At 66.8% G+C, this 15,683-nt stretch carries 15 protein-coding genes and 1 pseudogene; 11 read left to right on the top strand and 5 right to left on the bottom strand.

Annotated elements, in window-relative coordinates:
* Window positions 1-160: 160 nt before the first annotated feature.
* Together ACFVKT_RS31780 and ACFVKT_RS31775 are read left to right on the top strand one after the other, a co-directional pair.
* Window positions 161-1,063: a TIGR04222 domain-containing membrane protein gene (locus tag ACFVKT_RS31780; RefSeq protein ID WP_385737972.1), complete on the top strand. Its 903-nt coding sequence runs from the start codon at window positions 161-163 to the stop codon at window positions 1,061-1,063.
* A gap of 58 nt (window positions 1,064-1,121) precedes the next feature.
* Window positions 1,122-1,323: pseudogene (locus ACFVKT_RS31775) on the top strand (IS630 family transposase); the annotation flags it as partial.
* Between the two features lie 521 nt (window positions 1,324-1,844).
* Here the strand turns inward: ACFVKT_RS31775 and ACFVKT_RS31770 are convergent.
* On the bottom strand, window positions 1,845-3,122 hold the full coding sequence (locus tag ACFVKT_RS31770; protein WP_385737970.1) for a hypothetical protein: 1,278 nt from the start codon (window positions 3,120-3,122) through the stop codon (window positions 1,845-1,847).
* A 570-nt stretch (window positions 3,123-3,692) separates the two neighbouring features.
* Between ACFVKT_RS31770 and ACFVKT_RS31765 the strand changes: the two genes are divergently transcribed.
* Both ACFVKT_RS31765 and ACFVKT_RS31760 read left to right on the top strand, forming a co-directional pair.
* The gene (locus ACFVKT_RS31765; RefSeq protein ID WP_385737968.1) at window positions 3,693-3,989 is read left to right on the top strand and encodes a hypothetical protein; all 297 of its coding nucleotides are present in this window, start codon (window positions 3,693-3,695) and stop codon (window positions 3,987-3,989) included.
* Window positions 3,990-4,566: 577 nt separating this feature from the next.
* Window positions 4,567-5,052: a DUF4265 domain-containing protein gene (locus ACFVKT_RS31760; RefSeq protein ID WP_385738282.1), complete on the top strand. Its 486-nt coding sequence runs from the start codon at window positions 4,567-4,569 to the stop codon at window positions 5,050-5,052.
* A 274-nt stretch (window positions 5,053-5,326) separates the two neighbouring features.
* Here ACFVKT_RS31760 and ACFVKT_RS31755 read toward each other — a convergent pair whose 3' ends face one another.
* The gene (locus tag ACFVKT_RS31755; protein ID WP_385737966.1) at window positions 5,327-5,611 is read right to left on the bottom strand and encodes a hypothetical protein; all 285 of its coding nucleotides are present in this window, start codon (window positions 5,609-5,611) and stop codon (window positions 5,327-5,329) included.
* Window positions 5,612-6,041: 430 nt separating this feature from the next.
* Between ACFVKT_RS31755 and ACFVKT_RS31750 the strand changes: the two genes are divergently transcribed.
* Window positions 6,042-6,272 (top strand): hypothetical protein, encoded by a 231-nt coding sequence (locus tag ACFVKT_RS31750; RefSeq protein WP_385737965.1) that lies wholly within the window; start codon window positions 6,042-6,044, stop codon window positions 6,270-6,272.
* Between the two features lie 476 nt (window positions 6,273-6,748).
* On the opposite strand, the gene ACFVKT_RS31745 is transcribed toward ACFVKT_RS31750, so the two are convergent.
* Both ACFVKT_RS31745 and ACFVKT_RS31740 read right to left on the bottom strand, forming a co-directional pair.
* Window positions 6,749-7,009 carry a Txe/YoeB family addiction module toxin gene (locus ACFVKT_RS31745; RefSeq protein ID WP_385737963.1) on the bottom strand — a complete coding sequence of 87 codons (261 nt, stop codon included), beginning with the start codon at window positions 7,007-7,009 and terminating at the stop codon, window positions 6,749-6,751.
* Between the two features lie 12 nt (window positions 7,010-7,021).
* Window positions 7,022-7,276 (bottom strand): type II toxin-antitoxin system prevent-host-death family antitoxin, encoded by a 255-nt coding sequence (locus ACFVKT_RS31740; protein WP_164312550.1) that lies wholly within the window; start codon window positions 7,274-7,276, stop codon window positions 7,022-7,024.
* Between the two features lie 305 nt (window positions 7,277-7,581).
* Between ACFVKT_RS31740 and ACFVKT_RS31735 the strand changes: the two genes are divergently transcribed.
* The 3 genes from ACFVKT_RS31735 to ACFVKT_RS31725 are packed head-to-tail and all read left to right on the top strand — an operon-like array spanning window position 7,582 to window position 10,518.
* Window positions 7,582-8,571, top strand: coding sequence for a ScbA/BarX family gamma-butyrolactone biosynthesis protein (locus ACFVKT_RS31735; RefSeq protein ID WP_385737961.1), 990 nt, complete (start codon window positions 7,582-7,584; stop codon window positions 8,569-8,571).
* Window positions 8,568-9,266, top strand: coding sequence for an HAD family hydrolase (locus ACFVKT_RS31730; protein ID WP_385737959.1), 699 nt, complete (start codon window positions 8,568-8,570; stop codon window positions 9,264-9,266). Before ACFVKT_RS31735 ends, ACFVKT_RS31730 begins: the two co-directional genes overlap by 4 nt.
* 49 nt (window positions 9,267-9,315) lie before the next feature.
* Window positions 9,316-10,518: a cytochrome P450 gene (locus ACFVKT_RS31725; protein ID WP_385737957.1), complete on the top strand. Its 1,203-nt coding sequence runs from the start codon at window positions 9,316-9,318 to the stop codon at window positions 10,516-10,518.
* A gap of 74 nt (window positions 10,519-10,592) precedes the next feature.
* Here ACFVKT_RS31725 and ACFVKT_RS31720 read toward each other — a convergent pair whose 3' ends face one another.
* On the bottom strand, window positions 10,593-10,937 hold the full coding sequence (locus tag ACFVKT_RS31720) for an ArsR/SmtB family transcription factor (protein WP_385737955.1): 345 nt from the start codon (window positions 10,935-10,937) through the stop codon (window positions 10,593-10,595).
* A 226-nt stretch (window positions 10,938-11,163) separates the two neighbouring features.
* Between ACFVKT_RS31720 and ACFVKT_RS31715 the strand changes: the two genes are divergently transcribed.
* Genes ACFVKT_RS31715 through ACFVKT_RS31705 form a run of 3 tightly spaced genes read left to right on the top strand, consistent with a single transcriptional unit; the run spans window position 11,164 to window position 15,148 of the window.
* Window positions 11,164-12,633 carry an MFS transporter gene (locus tag ACFVKT_RS31715; protein WP_385737954.1) on the top strand — a complete coding sequence of 490 codons (1,470 nt, stop codon included), beginning with the start codon at window positions 11,164-11,166 and terminating at the stop codon, window positions 12,631-12,633.
* A 7-nt stretch (window positions 12,634-12,640) separates the two neighbouring features.
* Entirely contained in the window at window positions 12,641-14,173 is a 1,533-nt protein-coding gene (locus ACFVKT_RS31710; protein WP_385737953.1) for an FAD-dependent monooxygenase, read from the top strand.
* 33 nt (window positions 14,174-14,206) lie between these two features.
* Window positions 14,207-15,148 carry a beta-ketoacyl-ACP synthase III gene (locus ACFVKT_RS31705; protein WP_385737952.1) on the top strand — a complete coding sequence of 314 codons (942 nt, stop codon included), beginning with the start codon at window positions 14,207-14,209 and terminating at the stop codon, window positions 15,146-15,148.
* Window positions 15,149-15,683 lie beyond the last annotated feature (535 nt).

The raw sequence follows: 15,683 nt of genomic DNA, 5'->3' as shown, positions 1-15,683 counted from the left end.
CGGTCGGCCGAACGGCGGGCACGGAAGCAGCATTCCCGGCAACCCTCAAACTGGAGGCAGGCGTTCTTTCTGCCTCCAGCACCTCCGCGGACTGACGTAACTTCAGGGATGCCGCAGAACCACTATCGTCCGACGGTCCCGCACCCGCACACTTGTCCGCATGACTGATTGGCTCCTGCTTGTGGGGTACTTGGCTGTGGTCGTCGGGGCGGTGCGTGTGGAGTTGCGGGCGGCTGACGCCCGCGCTCGTGAAGTCCGGGAGCAGTTACTGGCGAAGGCCGCTCTCGACGCCGTCGCTGAACCGGACGCCGATGAGCGGCTGGGGCCGGTTGCCCTCGCTCTGCTGACCGGCGGTTCCTACCGGGCTGTGGAGGCCGGGACGGTCTCCCTGGTGGCCCGGGGAACGCTTGTTTTGCGGCCGGAGGAGAACACCGACAGCTGGGCGAGTTCCCCCTCGCCCCTGTTGAGGGCCGAGGGGCCCGCTCCGGAGAACCCCACGGAGGTGGAGACCGGAATCCTGGAGGCTGTCGGCGACGCGGGTCTGCACGCAGGGGGTCTCTACCCTTATGTGCTGCGTTTCATGGACCTGGACGCGATCGCCCGGTGTCTGGTCGACGAGGGGTATCTGTATCCCGCCATGCCCGCGGCCGCCCGGCGGCGCCACCCGTGGGGGTGGGCCGCTGCGGCCTTGTCCGTACCCCTCGCTGTGGCGATGGTGTTCACCGGCAGCGGCTGGGCGCCTGTGGTGTCCACCCTCGTCCTGGGCCTGCTCGCGTGGTTCGCTTCCGGGTTCGGTCCCGTGGTCACCTTGCCGGCCACCACCGGCAAGGGCGAGATGGCGATCCGGCAGGCGAGGGAGCGGCATGAGCGTCTGGACCCGACGCGGGAAGGGCTGCATCCCGCCGGCGTCATCGAACGGCCTCCGTACGTATTGGACGATGTGGGTCTGGCCGTTGCCCTCTTCGGTGACAAGGCGTTCAGAATGGCCGACCACTATCTGATGGGGGAGATGCGGACGACGCCCGACCTGGGCCAGAGGTACCTGGACGGTCCCGGGGACTGACGCGAGTGCGTCAACCATGCGGCGGGCCTCCGCCGGGGAAGCGTCCGATCCGACTGCTGGGCCGCTGAGGCAGTTCACCATCGCCAACTCGAACCACCCCAACCACACCGTGGAGACCGGGCCCCGCACGACTGCCTCCGCCGCGCAACGCCAACGCCCGCCACCGCGATGTCCTGGCCGCCGAGCGCAAGGAACGCGCCCGCATCCGCAGCGAGAAACGCACCCGCTGGGGCGGTCGGCCCCTCACCACGGCGGCCTGAACGCAACCCGGCAAACCTATGCGTTCACAGCACTAGCGACGACCAGTGTCACTTGAGGACTGCTGCGCATGGGTGGCCCAGTCCAGTCACATACCTCGCTCGCCACCTCACCCGGTGTAAAGCATCAACCGAGACACGACAAGCCCCACGCGTCCCACGCGTCCGACTGAGTTACAACTTTCTCTACGGGTTCAAGGCGGCTCGCTCCGCTCCCCGCGCGCGGCACGGCCCCCGGCCGGGCCTGCGCTCCTGTCTCCGCCCCGCTCCAGCCCGGCCAGCGCCCGCGCCGCGCGCACAGCAATCAGCCGCCTGACGTCACAAAAGGGAACCGTCGTGGCTGGGGCGGTCGGCTCCGCAATTTTAGGCAGCCACTTTGGCGCGAGCCTCGAAGATCATGGCCCCAACGTCGTGCTTTAACGGGCAGGTCCACAGACTGCCCGACTCGCCGGAAGCTTACGGGGCCAAGATCACTCGCCCCAAAGCAGCTCCAGCCCAAAGCCGCTCCGCCGACCTGCGAGATTTCATGCGGAAAGATCGACAGCACCGGCAATGAGCACCTTCTGTGCCAGAAACCGCATGAGCACATTCTCGGCACGGAGAGACTCGGCTTCGGGCGAGAAGGGCATCAGCAGTGAGTCAACCTGGCCTCCACCATCTTCCTTCGTGTGAACCACTCGACACCTAATCTCATAGATTCTCTCGCAAAGCAAGTCGGCCAGGTCCCCCTTTTTCCGCTTCGGGTCTACTGGCTCTAGGCCTGCGATTGCTTGCTTTTTAGCGCTGAAGTGTCCAAGGACTTCCGGATTCGCCGAGAAAAAATCCGAAATTGCATCTTCGGAAACGGAGTATCTGACCGTTGCCTTCAGCTGGCTACGCTCATCCCCGTATCCTCTTCCAGGTTGACGTGTGATTCGCAGGATGCGCGACAACTGACGTTCATCATCCGCTCTAAAGTTCGGATCACGCAACTCGTTGCGCAGCTTATCGAGAAGATCTCGCTGACTGTAGCGAGAGAAGTAGTATTCGAGTACCTGATAGTAGGCAAGGAACTCAAGCAGAGGCATTCCCACGGCTGACCGGGCGTACCGGTAGAGACTCAGCGGCTCAGCGGCGTACTGAAGCTTAGGTAGCGTAGGAGCGCTTGCGTTTTGGTGGTTCCGCCGACCGAATCTCATTGGGCCCACCGGTCGCATGCGCCGGAAGGTGAATGAAAGGCCATATTTCAGATCGAGCTCGAAGAGGATGGCATTGCCCGCACTTTCAAGAAATGCCAAAGCCTCTGGATAAGTTCTGAGCTGTCGCCCCTTAAGTTTGAGAGTGACGGGCCCAAAGCTGCAGAAAACAGAGAATCTCTTAGACGGTGAACTGATCTCTGCAGACCAGTCCTCACCCCTAGTGCCGGTTATCGTAACGGATCCTTGCGCTTTGGTGCGTAGATTCTCTTCCGGATCTGCAGTTACCCATCCAGGGATACGCTCCACTAGGCGGTGAGTTGGCCCATTGGTGGCTGCCAGGGCAACTTCGATACTGGGATTTTCCTCCAATGCATCAAAGGCTTCATACTCCCCGAGGGCGCGAATTTTCGCGAAATCCATTTCCAGGCATGTGGGTACATCTTCTTCGGAAAACAGTACAGCGCGAGAGCTCCTGCCGGACGCAATGCCGATCTGCAGTAGTGCCGATTCGTCCCACGATGTCGTCCATTCGCAGGAGATGCCTGCGGCCTGGATTTTTTTCTCCAGGGCAAGCAATGGGGAATTCGGCTTCAGGGAACCCGCAGGGTTGTTATCGACAGTCATCGTTCTTCCGGTGATTACGTGGATTCTGGGGAAGTGATGATCCCACAGTGCGTGGTGTCGTGTCCTGCATTATGTTCCACCGTCGTGACGTATCACGATTCGGTGTAGTCAACGCCTCGGAAGATTCTGGCGGACGGCTGCGGTCGACCACTTGGAGAGCTGTACAGCCATGCTGGCCGCGGGAGGTCGCCATCAGTTCACGTCCTTGGGCCGTCCCTGGGCCGTCCGAGGCCGACCAACGCTGACAGTCGGCACCCACGGGCGACCACCCCCACCCCCTTCTGGCTAGGCTCCCCGAGTTGATCTGCGACACCGGAAGGGTTATGCCGAAGCCCGGAGAACTGAGCTGACGTTCGCTGGTCCCGCACACAGGGTGTCGTCAGTCGGAACGTGCCACAGCCGTGCCACATCGTGCGGTCAACCACGGTCAACGACGGCCCTCCACGGCCGAGATGCGCCGTTCACCTGGGCTGCCGCCACAGCCGTAGTGACCTGGAAGGACATGCCGCCGGCCACGTCCGCCCTTACAACGCAGTAGTCGCCGACTCCTCGGCGGGTCATGATCTGGTTATGGACGAGTACAACTGGCCAACGCGCCGCCCCGACGTGCGGGGGCAGTCGCCGGAGGAGGTCTGGACGGCGACGCTTGCAGCTCTCCCTCTGGGAGCTGCCGTCGCAGGAGAAGTGATCGCACGTCAGCCCTTCGGCGTCTTCATCCGCGTCGATGGAGTTCCGAACGCCATGGCGCTTGCCGAGATCATTGCCATGCCCGAGGGGATGGGATTGCCCGCTCTCGGGGTACGCATCCGCGGTGAGGTCATCGACCACGTTGAGCACAACCACCAGGTGAGAGTTCGGCTGCACTGATCAGGACCGGCGCTTGAGTGGTACTCGGTAGTGTGCGGCGCATGGCCAGCGACGTTCCACCCTGCCCCGAATGCAGGCAGCCCCTGAAGTCTGGTGGCGTCGTACTCTCCAAGGGCAACGACGACGGCCGGCGGACCTGCCGATCGCTCTGGCGGTGTGCCAGTCGGCACGTCTGGTGGAACTGGGCGGATCGGCCGAACGAGCCCTTGGAGGTCTGCCCCGTGCCGGAGTTGTTCCGCTGACATCCAACGCTGACAGCAACGCCCACGGGCCGCTGCGGCATTGGGCGGCTACAGACGACACGTGCGGGCGGCTGGGCCATGCCAAGCACGAGTTGGAGCGAACTGACAAGGCGGATGACATGCCACCTTGCCCTGGTTGGCGAGCACACCTCGGTACCGTGGCTAAGGCCTGTGGGGGTGCAGCGAGGCACACGCGCGCCTGCTCGGTCGGCGCGCCCACCGTCGTGGCTGGCTGTCGTGGGCTGAGGTGCAGGCCGACCCGAGCGCACCTCTTAGTAGATGTGCCCGGTTACCCGCCTGCGGCCGGCACTTTGACGATGTGCATCCTGGGCAGCATGACGAACCCTGATGGTCCGTACGTGAAGGTCCACTTCCGGCTTGAGGTCAAAGACGACTGGCCCCCGGCGTCGGTGGAGAGCCTGTGGGCCGTCGAGCAGGGGGACGGCACTGTGCGGCTCGACAACATCCCCTGGTTCGTGCGAGGTATCGCCTGCGGGGACATCGTGGTGGTCGAGCCCGACGAGGAGGGCGTGCGATGGGTCGGCGAGGTGGTTCGTCGTTCGGAGAACTGCACGATTCGCCTCATCGTGTTGCGTGATGGCGGCTCGGGAGCCGCACGGCAGAGCGTGATCAACATGTTTCAGCAGCTCGGCGTCGACGGCGAGGGCATTGAGCAGTTCCGCATGGTTGCCCTGGACGTGCCACCCACCGCCGATCTCGCCCAGGTGCAACGGCTGCTGAACCACGGCGTTGCCAAGGAGTGGTGGCACATGGAGGAAGGGTGCATCACCACGGAGTGGCGGGCCGCTTCCGGCGACTGACGCAGCCCATGTACTCCATTGCTGGGCCGTCCCTGGGCCGTCCGAGGCTGTTCGACAGGGACCAACGACGACCAATGACGACAGCTCGGCCGCCCACTGCACCCACCCTGAGCTGCGAAATCCCAGCTCACCAAGATCCCCGACAAGACCCAGGGCAAGTAGACACATGCAGGGAGGCGAGGAGCCTCGGCGAGTGATGGCAGGTCACAGAGGCCTCGGGGCCCGGGTGGTCGGCGTGTGCGTGCGGACAGGTGACGTGCGGGACAACTCCGACCTACGCGAGTTCCTCTTCGGTGGAGTAGATCTCCGGCATCGGATGTCCCACGCCTTTGCGCCACATGTGCCGCTGGGCGTTGTCCTCCACGTCGGCCTGGAAGGGATCGCCGCCGCGAGAGTGAGCGCCGCACTCACAGCGCCAGTGCCAGAGCATCCGAGTGCTCGGGCCGCCGCTCGCGCTGCCCGACCGGGCCGCTGCCCCCTGGAGCACGCGCCCAATGATCAATGCCCCACCCACGGCCACCGCTGTCACGCCACGGACGGCCCATCTTCGGATCTTCATGCGCGGCACCGTAGCGTCGGCCGATGGCTCGTGCACCCATTTAGCCCGGTTCGCCATATGGGCTCGCCGCCTGCCACGCCCATGAACGCAGGTGAACGGCCCTATTCGAAGCGGTCCATCGGTACCGCTTCCAAGCCGATGGGGCCCCTTCTTGTTGTCACTGAGTGCGACTCGCTGTAGTGGCCCGTGTCCGGGCCGACGTCATCAAGCCGGTACCCGAGCTCCGTACTGAAGCAGGCCGCACCACTGGTGCACCAGATAGAGGGGGAAACAGCGGGGAGTCACGGTGAATGCGGCCAAGGCAGATGAGTCCCGTCCCAGGCATTCGCCCAGCTCAGCGGCTGAACTCGCCGCAAATGCCCCCAGCTTCCCAAGCTGATGGCCCACTGCCGGCCTTGACCCCATCGGCATGCCCTGATCGGCTGAGCCCATGGCCACGGACCCCAGCGAGTACGACAAGGCAATGCCGATCGTGGCAGCGCACCTCGCGAAGATCGAGCGAGCGGTTGACCGGACGCGTGCCTCACACGCCGGACAACCGTATGCGGCAGTCCACCAAGCACTTGTCGAAGCGCTGCAAGACGAGGACGCTCAGCGTGTGGTGCCCCAAGTCGTCGAGGAACTGGCGCGCCAAATCTCTGGGACAGCGACCCTGCAGTGAGGGGCGGCGGGGCGAGTGTCTAACTGCGTGACAACGCCGACGCACACCAGCGGACAAACACGGACGTCTGCGGACCGTCAGCACAGGTGAGAGGCACACAAGCCCAAGGCCGCGCCCCCACCCAAGTTGCTTCGGGACGAAGAGGTCGTGGGTTCAAATCCCGCCACCCCGACAGCTAAGCACCAGGGCAGGGCCACCTATTCGAGTAATAGGTGGCCCTGATTCCGTGGTGCGTGAGTAACTGCATGTCCATCGCTTCGGACCGGTGCCGAAGTTGGCGTCCATGGCGATCGCGCGGACTGGATCACCGGGCGGATCTACTTCCGCTGAACCTCTCCCGTGGCGGCTGTACTGGAGTGACAGAGCAGACGGCAGGTTGATCGCGTCTGCGATGGATGCCTACCTGGCGCCCGACGACATGGCCACCGGAGACCAGCCCTGTCGCGCGTGGCCGCGCCCGATCCGCTAACGTCGCGTCAGTTCTCGTAGTGGTAGCGGCACTGCGCGATCAGGACGCAGTCCTCGGTGGCCTTGTAGATCAGCCGTTGTTCGTCGCTGATGCGGCGTGACCAGTAGCCCTGGAAGCCGTGCTTGAGCGGTTCCGGTTTGCCGATCCCCTCGTTGCCGTTCCGGGCAATGTCAGCGATGAGCGTGTTGATGCGCTTCAGGATCTTGCGGTCCTGAAGCTGCCACCACAGACAGTCCTCCCAGGCGCGAGAGGAGAAGGTGATCTTCATTCGCGGCCCTTGTCAGTCGGTCGTCAGCTCGCGTACGGTCCCGCCGCCGTTTTCGAGCTCGTCGATGGACGCGAGCAGGCGCCGGGCATTCGCAGGGCTGCGCAACAGGTACGCCGTCTCCTTCAGGGACTCATAGTCCTCCAGGGAGACGATGACGACCGGTTCATGTCCGGCCCGGGTGATGACGACCTCTTCGCGGTCGTCGGTAACGGCATTGAGCACCTCGGCATACCGCGCGCGAGACTCCGAATACGTCATGGTCTTCACGAACAGCCCTCCACCTATCGACGTACAAGAAATTGTACGTCGCTGTTGGTGGTGCAGCAGGTGCCTGACCGGCGACCCCACGGACGGTGGACCGACCCCCTAACCGGAAGCGGTCCCTCATGAAGATGTGACGCAGTAAACACGGACAGGAGGGATGCCCGCCCTGAACAGGGCTTTCGGACGTGTGTTTGAGCGATTTGAGACACCTTCCCCCACTCCAACGTTCATGAGAAAGGCCTAAGATCATCGAACCTAGGTATCATATTAATCGAACCTGGGTTCCCAGGCTCGAAAGGGGGAGGGCCATGCCCGAAAACAATCTCAACTACTCCAGCACTGTCCCGCGCAACCTGGTGCACCGGGCATCAGTGGGTGAAGTGTTCCTGACAGACCACCAACCGCATCAGCAGGGCGCACTCATCGCCGCGTATCTGCCCCGTACCCACGCCTACTACAGCGACCACACGATCAGCCCGGCTCACTACGACCCGCTGCTGATCATGGAGGTGCTGCGGCAGTGCGGCATCCTGGCCGCGCACGCCTATGTGGGCGCGCCCGAGGGCGCGAGCTTTGTCTTCGACTCCGCGAGCCTGGCCGTTCTGGACATGGCCGCGCTGCGCATCGGCCCGGAATCCGCGCGCGCGGTCATCGACTTCCAGGTGGTCGAGACCAAGACCCGTGGCGGGCGTGTCACCGGAGCCGTGTACGAGGGCCTGGTCCGTATCGACGGACGGGACGCGGTCAGCTCCCGTATCGAGTGCCGCTGGATGCCGAGCCGAACCTGGCAGGCGCTGCGTGAGCGTTCCCGCAGCGGTCTTGACCTGACCCCGCGCGCCCATCTGACGGGCCTGCGTCTACCGACGTACCTGGTGGGGAGGCGGTCGGCGCAGAACGTCGTGCTGGCCGACGCCGTGATGTCCGGCAACGATGTCACCGGGCACATTGTGGTCGATCAGGGGCATCCCGGCCTGTTCGACCATCCGCTGGACCACATACCTGGCGCCCTGATGTTCGAAGCCTTCCGTCAGACCGCGCTCTACGCCGCGAGCGAGGTCCACGGGTTCGCGCCGCGTGGACTGGCGCTGGAATCGCTGCAGACCACGTTCGCACTGGTCGGGGAGTTCGAACTGCCCACCGACTGCAGGGCGACGGTGGGTGCGGCCACCAACGGCGGGGTGGATGTCGATCTCGTGCTGGCGCAAGAGGATCGCACCGTCGCCACCGCCCAGCTGCGCTGGGGGCGCACTCTCTGCCCGGCCAGCCCGTCCCAGGACGCCCAGCTGGTGTCCGCATGACCTCGCAGGAGCAGCAGGAGAGGGCCGAGCGCCACTCGGCCCTGACCGTGTGGTTCGACTTCGGGGGAGTCCTCTCTCCTCCGCTCGCGGAGCTCTTCCGCTCCTTCGAGAAGAAGACCGGCATCGGCCCTGAGCAGATGTATGCCGCGATGTCCGACGTCGGGCGGGAGCTCGGCGTATCCGCGCTGGCCCCCATCGAGTTGGGTGAGATGCCGGAGAAGGAGTGGGCCGCCCTGCTTTCCGGGGCGCTGCTCCAGCGCTGGCCCGACCTCGACCAGTCACGGGCCGAGTGGCAGGAGTTCGGGAGGCAGTGGTTCGAGGGCGTCACCGTGACCGAGCCCGTCGCGGAAGCCGCGCGGCAGCTTCGGAACGAGGGTTTCGGCGTATCCGTGCTATCGAACAACGTTCGAGAGTGGGCTCCCTATTGGAAGCGCATCATCGAACCGGCCGGTCCTTTCGACCACATCGTGGACTCCTGCGAACTCGGCGTGCGCAAGCCCCAGCCGGAGATCTTCGCCCTGGCCGAACGTACCGCTGCCGTGCCCGGCGAAGAGTGTGTTCTCGTCGACGACCTTGAGGAGAACTGCCGGGCGGCCGAGCGCGCGGGCTGGACCGCCGTGCACTTCCGCGACTCCCAGCAGGCGCTGCGTGAACTCAGCGCGATCACCGGTGTACGTCTGTGCCCGCTTCCCTGAGCGATCCGTCTCTCCAGCACTTTCCCCGTCGCGCCCCTCTGGAGTACCCATGACCACATCGACCTCAGCCCTGGCCGACATCGAGGGCATACCTCACCTCAACCCGGTGCCCGCGTTCGTGCCCGCCCCCGAACGCAGCCGCGGTGGTATACCTCAGCTCACCCTGCCCAGTGGGCACAGGGCGCTCCACCTCACCCGGTACCAGGACGTACATCGCGTACTCACCGACCCGACGTTCGGCCGTACCGCGACCAACGTCGAGGGCGGGCCCAGCTTCCTTCCGACCATCATGCCGAAGGAGCTGCTGCTCAACCTCGACGTGCCCGACCACGCCCGGATGCGGGGTTTCGTCAACGCCGACTACAGCGCCGCAGGGGTCGAGGCACTTCGCCCCGCGGTGCGGGAGATCCTGGCGGCGAAGGTCGGACAGCTCCGCAGCGCCAAGACCCCCGATCTCTACGCCCACGTCCTCGACACGCTGCCGGCGGAAGTCAACGGCCGTTTCCTCGGTATTCCGGACAGCGACATCGCCTTCTACCGACCGCTCGGCCACACCGTGCAGATCGCCTCTGACGAAGACGTCCCTGGCCTGGTCGAGGAATTCACCGCCCTCTACATCTACCTGACCGAACTCGTCACCGGCGCCCGCCCTCGTATCGAAGGTGGCCTGATCGACCGGTTCGTCGCGGCACGGGACACCGTGGAACCGCCGCTCGGCGATGCCGAGTTGGTCGGCATCCTGCTCGGATCCCTCCTCGGCGCGGACCAGAACATCCTCTCGGTCTCCGCCAAGATCCTATACGTGCTGCTGTGCCGCCCGGTGCTCTGGCAGCAGATCGCCGAGGACCCCGAAATCACCGGAGCCCTGGTGGAGGAGCTGATCCGGCTCATACCGCTGGGCAACATCTCGGCCTTTCCCCGCATCGCCACGCAGCGCGTCGAGGCGACCGATGGGGTGATCGAGGAAGGGGACATCGTCTACCCGGACGCCTTCCAGGCCAATCGGGACCCGGACGTCTTCCCCGATCCTCTGCTGATCGATCCGCACCGGAAGGGGAAGCGGCACCTGCAGTTCGGGTACGGCATGCATCACTGCATGGGAGCCGCGCTGGCCCGGATGGAGATCGTGGAGACGGTCTCCCTCCTCGCCCGGGAGTTCCCGGCTCTGACCCTCGATGCCGATCCGGCCACTCTGCCCTGGGACAGCGGTGTCGTTCTGCGGCGGCCGACCGCGCTGCCGGTGCGCTGGTAGCTCGTACACGCCGAGAGGCCCTCATCACGTCGCGCCCGCACACTCGGGGATTCCCGGTGTGCGGGCGCGGCACTTCAGCCTGCCAGCAGGTCGTGCCGGCCGGGGAGTGCGGCGTTGTCCGCGACCAGGCGGAGCAGGCCGGGGAACCGCTGCTCGATGTCCTGGCGGCGGAGCTGGGCGCCGCGGCTGTTGCCGCGGTCGACCTGCTGGACCAGACCGGCCTCACGCAGGATCCGGAAGTGGTGGGTGCGGGTCGACTTCGACACCGGCAGCCCGAAGGACGTGCAGGTGCGTTCGGTGCCCTCCGGCTCCCGGGCGAGCGTGGCGATCACCTGATAGCGCAAGGGGTCCGACAACGCCCTCAGAACGGTCTGGAAATCGATCTCCTGGAGATCGGGGTGGCCTTCGGCATCCGGCATGGCGCGGCTCCTCACCTTCCATCGCGGGTGCCGCCTCGTCGCGACACCCCTCCAAGGTACTACTTGCATCAAACCTACGATCCATGCGAGCCTGAGGTTCGATAAATTACGTACCTAAGATGAGGGACGGGTTCGCGCTCTGGACCGCTGCCTCCCGTCCCTCATCTGCGGTGCCCTTCGTCCCCCTCGACGCCCGAAGGTGTCCCGACAGATTCCGGAGTCCCCCGTGGCCTCGCAGACCACTGACCCAGCCATCCCCGCACCTACCGCGCCACCCGGGACGGACACGACGCCGAAGCAGCCCGGCGGCGGCGGTCTGACCCTGTTCGCCGTACTGCTCGCCGTATTCGTCGTGCCGACCTCGATCTCCGGAACAGCGGTCGCACTGCCCGCTATCGGCCTCGACACCGGGGCCGGGTCCGCCCCGCTGCAGTGGGTGGTCAACGGCTTCAACGTGGCCTTCGCCTGCTTCACCTTGGTATGGGGCTCGCTCGCCGACCTGATCGGGCGTATCCGCGCCTTCGCGATCGGCGCCGCGGTCTTCGCCGTCGCCTCGGTCGGCTGCGCCGTCGCGCCCAACGTGTACGTACTCGACGGGGCACGTGTCCTGGCCGGTATCGGCGGTGCGGCGATCTTCGCCTGCGGCAGCGCGATCATCTCCTCCGCCTTCGAAGGTCCGGCCCGGGCCAAGGCGTTCGCCCTGTTCGGCGCCGTCGCCGGGATCGGCGTCGCGCTCGGCCCGACGGTCTCCGGTCCCGCGGTGGACTCCCTCGGCTGGCGCTGGATCTTCGGGCTCCAGGCGATCGTTCTCGCCGTGGTCCTGGCCTGCGTGCCGGCCATCGCGAAGAAGGTGAACGAACAGCCCGCGCAAGGTGGCCGGCTGGACGTACGTGGCGCGGTCGTCTTCGTTCTCGCCATGGCCTCCCTCACGTACGCGATCGTGCAGGGGTCGGAGTGGGGCTGGGCTTCGGCCGGCACACTCGGCCTGCTCGTCGTCGCCGCGGTCCTGCTCGCGGTGTTCGGCTGGCTCTCCAAGAACACCGAGGCACCGCTGCTCGACCTGTCCGTGGTCCGCAACCGCCGCTTCCTCGCCTACACCCTGGTTCCGGTCGCGGCCTCCTTCGGCTTCGTCACCCAGCTCACCTACCTGCCCTCGTACCTCTCGGCCGTCGCCGGATACAGCGCGTCAGCCGCCGGTACGACCATGCTGCTGCTGACCGTTCCCGTCCTCGCCCTGCCCCTGGTCGGCGCCAAGCTCGTCGAACGCGGCACCTCCCCGCTCGCCGTCGTTCTCGCCTCGCTGCTCTGCCTGGTCGTCGGCGACCTGGCGCTGCTGCTGCTCGGCCCGGACACCTCCGTGTTCGCGATGGCTCCCGCGATGCTGGTCACCGGCGCGGGCATGGGCCTGTCCGCGGGACTGGTCGACGGCCAGGCTCTGGCCATGGTCGAGGAGGAGAAGGCGGGTATGGCCGCAGGTTTCCTCAACACCCTGCGCCTGGGCAGTGAGGCGATCGCGGTCGCCGTCTTCGGCTCCGCCCTCACCTCCATGGTCACCACCGACGGCAGCGCGGCCGAACATGCGGCGTCGTACGACAGCGCCTTCCACAACCTGCTGTGGGCGATGGCCGCCGTCAGTCTCGTCCTCGGCCTGCTCGTCGTCGTCCTCGCCCGTCGCGGCGCCGACTCCACGAGGTGAGCCGGCGATGACCTCCTCCCCGCCCGCACCCCAGCGCCGTACCCAGGTCGCCGTCGTCGGCGGCGGTCCGGTCGGCATGCTCGTAGCCGCCGAACTCGCCCACTACGGCGTCCAGGTCACCGTGGTGGAACAGAACTCCACCACGCTCGACGTCCCCAAGGCCGGAACCCTGCACGCCCGCACCGCGCAGTCGCTACGGCGCCGGGGCTATCTGCCCGGCCCGGACGCCACCGTGGAACTGCTCGGACAGGAGCGGTCCCAGCCGTTCCACTTCGCCGGGCTCCCCGGGCTGGACATCACCGGCCCCGCGGTGGAGGGCGAGCCGATCGTGGGCCGCGCTCAGAGCGAGCTGGAGCGGACCTTCGAGCGCATCGCCCGCCAACGCGGAGCCACCGTGCTGCGCGGATGCGCGGTCAGCGCGGTGCGGGCGCGGGAGGAGGAAGCCGACGTCGTCTTCGAGGACGGCCACGGCACGGTGACCCTGACCGCCGACTGGGTGGTCGGAACGGACGGCGCTCGCAGCCTGGTCCGTGAGCAGGCCGGCTTCACCAGCGAGGAGCACCTCCCGCAGACGCGGGCCGTACTCGGGCTCGTCGAACTGGACGCGCCCTATGAGGCTCCGGCCGGCTGGAACCTCACGGAGCGCGGCTGGACCGTCATCGGCCCCAATCCGTTCGGCCCCAGCCGGGTCGCCGCCTTCGACTTCGACGGCCCCCACACCGACCGGCGCGTCCCCCTCACCCTGGATGAACTCCGGTCCACCGTCTCGCGGATCGCCGGCCATGACATCCCCATGCGGAACGCGTACTTCCTTGATCGTTTCAGCGACTACGCCCGCCTCGTCCACAGCTACCGCGAGGGCCGTGTCCTGCTCGCCGGGGACGCCGCCCATGTCCACTTCCCCGTGGGCGGCCAGGGCCTCAACCTCGGCCTCCAGGACGCGCTCAACCTCTCCTGGAAGCTCGCCCACCACCTGAACGGCTGGCCAAGTCCGTTCCTCCTCGACAGCTACACGGCTGAACGGCGTCCGCCCGCCGCCCGCACCATCGCCAACACCCAGGCCCAGCTGTCTCTGATGCGCCCCGGCGCCACGCACGATCCGCTGCGTGCGCTCTTCACCGAGCTGCTGCAGAACCCCGCGGTCAGCCGCCAGCTCGGCGACATGATCAGCGACCAGGACGTCACCCTGCCGACGCGCCCTTCCGCCTCGTCGTGGTCCGGAACCTTCTTCCCCAACCTGCCGCTCACTGTCCGGGGGAAGCAGACCGACGTGGCGCGCCTGCTGCACACCGGCCGACTCCAGCTGGTCCTGCTCGGCTCCGAAAACGAATCCGACCTGCGCAAGGCCGCCGCCCCCTGGGAGGAGGCACTGGACATCACCAGCGCCGGCACCGAGGTGCCGCTCAAGGTGAACGCACTGCTGCTCCGCCCGGACGGCTATCTGGCCTGGGCCGACGGCGGCACGGGACCTCAGAGCGGACCCGTCGGCCTGGAGAACGCCCTCGACGAACTTCTCGGCCGCCAGGTCCCCCGTACGTAACCTCGTCCCTCCGAACCTTCCGGAGTCACCGCCATGACCGGTAGCCGTATCACCGCCCTCGGCCACTATCAGCCCTCCCGGGTCCTCACCAACGACGACCTCGCCGAGATCATCGACACCAACGACGCATGGATACGCAGCCGCGTCGGAATCCGGACCCGGCACATCGCAGCCGACGACGAGACCGTCGACTCCATGGCCGCGGAGGCGGCTCTCAAGGCCCTCGCACAGTCCGGGCTGGTTCCCGCCGACATCGATCTCGTACTGGTCGCCACCTGCACCGCCGAGCACCGGGCCCCCAATATGGCCAGCCGCACGGCGGCCCGCCTCGGCATCCCCGGTCCGGCAGCCATCGACGTCAACACGGCCTGCTCGGGGTTCAGTCACGCCCTCGCCCTCGCGGACCAGGCGATACGCGCCGGCTCCGCCACCCGGGCACTGGTGATCGCGTCGGAGAAGTTCACCTCCGTCGCCGACTGGACCGACCGCACCACCTGCATCCTCGTCGGTGACGCCGCCGCCTGTGCCGTGGTCGAAGCCTCGGAGGTCTCCGGCATCAGCCCGGTCGTCTGGGGCTCCTTCCCCGACAAGGGCGCAGCGGTACGCATCGAGGGCACCCCGCCCCGGTTCGCCCAGGAAGGCCAGTCCGTCTTCCGCTGGGCCACCACCGAACTCCCCGCTCTCACCCGCACCGTCTGTGAACGTGCGGGCATCGAGCCGGAGGAACTGGCCGCCGTCGTCCTCCACCAGGCCAATCTGCGCATCATCGAACCCCTCGCGGCCAAGCTCGGCGCGGTGAACGCCGTGGTGGCCACCGATGTCACCGACTCCGGCAACACCTCGGCCGCCAGCGTCCCGCTGGCCCTGTCCAAGCTCCTCGACCAGGGCCGGGTTCCGGCCGGAGCCCCCGTCCTCCTGTTCGGCTTCGGCGGCGGACTCGCCTACGCGGGGCAGGTCGTCCATGTCCCGGCCTGACGCTGCCCCGCAGGACGCCGCCCTGGCCGGGACGCCCTCCCCCGAAACGCCGCCCCTGCCTCAGAGTGCCCCGCCGCCTCTTCCCCACCTGGGAGAGATCTGGCAGCAGATCTTCTCCCAAATGCTTCCCGCCAGGCTGGTCCCGGCATATGAAGTACCGGAGGAGTAGGCACTCATGGTGGCCGAGATGGCACAGCGGGCGGAGGACCGCGCGGGGCCGCCTCCCACGGAGGCCCTCCTGGGAGCCATTTGTGGATTCACATCCCGCCCCCCGACACCGGTCAGAGGCCCATTCGCTTGATCGCGGATGGGCCTCTGCCGTGCTCAGGTACATGCCGCACCGTTCGGTACCGGTCCCTCCCCACGTGGGGACCGGTACCGAACGGTGCGGGCGGGATCGATCCGTGCCGGGTTGCCGTGATGGCGGCCGGCGCGGATCGAGGAGTGGGGCGGGCCCGTGGTCGGCGCGAGGGCGGTCGCGAGTTTTTCGGGCCACGCGACGAGGCGGTGTCCGCCGTCTCGTCAGTCCAAGGGA

The sequence above is a fragment of the Streptomyces sp. NPDC127595 genome (genome assembly GCF_042671685.1).
Classification (GTDB): domain Bacteria; phylum Actinomycetota; class Actinomycetes; order Streptomycetales; family Streptomycetaceae; genus Streptomyces.
This window is presented reverse-complemented; position numbering and strand designations above follow the sequence as displayed.

What these genes read in the sequence shown, in the direction of transcription:
- ACFVKT_RS31780 (WP_385737972.1), top strand. Translation starts at nt 161, where the DNA reads ATGACTGATTGGCTCCTGCTTGTGGGGTACTTGGCTGTGGTCGTCGGG.
- ACFVKT_RS31770 (WP_385737970.1), bottom strand. Translation starts at nt 3,122, where the DNA reads ATGACTGTCGATAACAACCCTGCGGGTTCCCTGAAGCCGAATTCCCCA.
- ACFVKT_RS31765 (WP_385737968.1), top strand. Translation starts at nt 3,693, where the DNA reads ATGGACGAGTACAACTGGCCAACGCGCCGCCCCGACGTGCGGGGGCAG.
- ACFVKT_RS31760 (WP_385738282.1), top strand. Translation starts at nt 4,567, where the DNA reads ATGACGAACCCTGATGGTCCGTACGTGAAGGTCCACTTCCGGCTTGAG.
- ACFVKT_RS31755 (WP_385737966.1), bottom strand. Translation starts at nt 5,611, where the DNA reads ATGAAGATCCGAAGATGGGCCGTCCGTGGCGTGACAGCGGTGGCCGTG.
- ACFVKT_RS31750 (WP_385737965.1), top strand. Translation starts at nt 6,042, where the DNA reads ATGGCCACGGACCCCAGCGAGTACGACAAGGCAATGCCGATCGTGGCA.
- ACFVKT_RS31745 (WP_385737963.1), bottom strand. Translation starts at nt 7,009, where the DNA reads ATGAAGATCACCTTCTCCTCTCGCGCCTGGGAGGACTGTCTGTGGTGG.
- ACFVKT_RS31735 (WP_385737961.1), top strand. Translation starts at nt 7,582, where the DNA reads ATGCCCGAAAACAATCTCAACTACTCCAGCACTGTCCCGCGCAACCTG.
- ACFVKT_RS31730 (WP_385737959.1), top strand. Translation starts at nt 8,568, where the DNA reads ATGACCTCGCAGGAGCAGCAGGAGAGGGCCGAGCGCCACTCGGCCCTG.
- ACFVKT_RS31725 (WP_385737957.1), top strand. Translation starts at nt 9,316, where the DNA reads ATGACCACATCGACCTCAGCCCTGGCCGACATCGAGGGCATACCTCAC.
- ACFVKT_RS31720 (WP_385737955.1), bottom strand. Translation starts at nt 10,937, where the DNA reads ATGCCGGATGCCGAAGGCCACCCCGATCTCCAGGAGATCGATTTCCAG.
- ACFVKT_RS31710 (WP_385737953.1), top strand. Translation starts at nt 12,641, where the DNA reads ATGACCTCCTCCCCGCCCGCACCCCAGCGCCGTACCCAGGTCGCCGTC.
- ACFVKT_RS31705 (WP_385737952.1), top strand. Translation starts at nt 14,207, where the DNA reads ATGACCGGTAGCCGTATCACCGCCCTCGGCCACTATCAGCCCTCCCGG.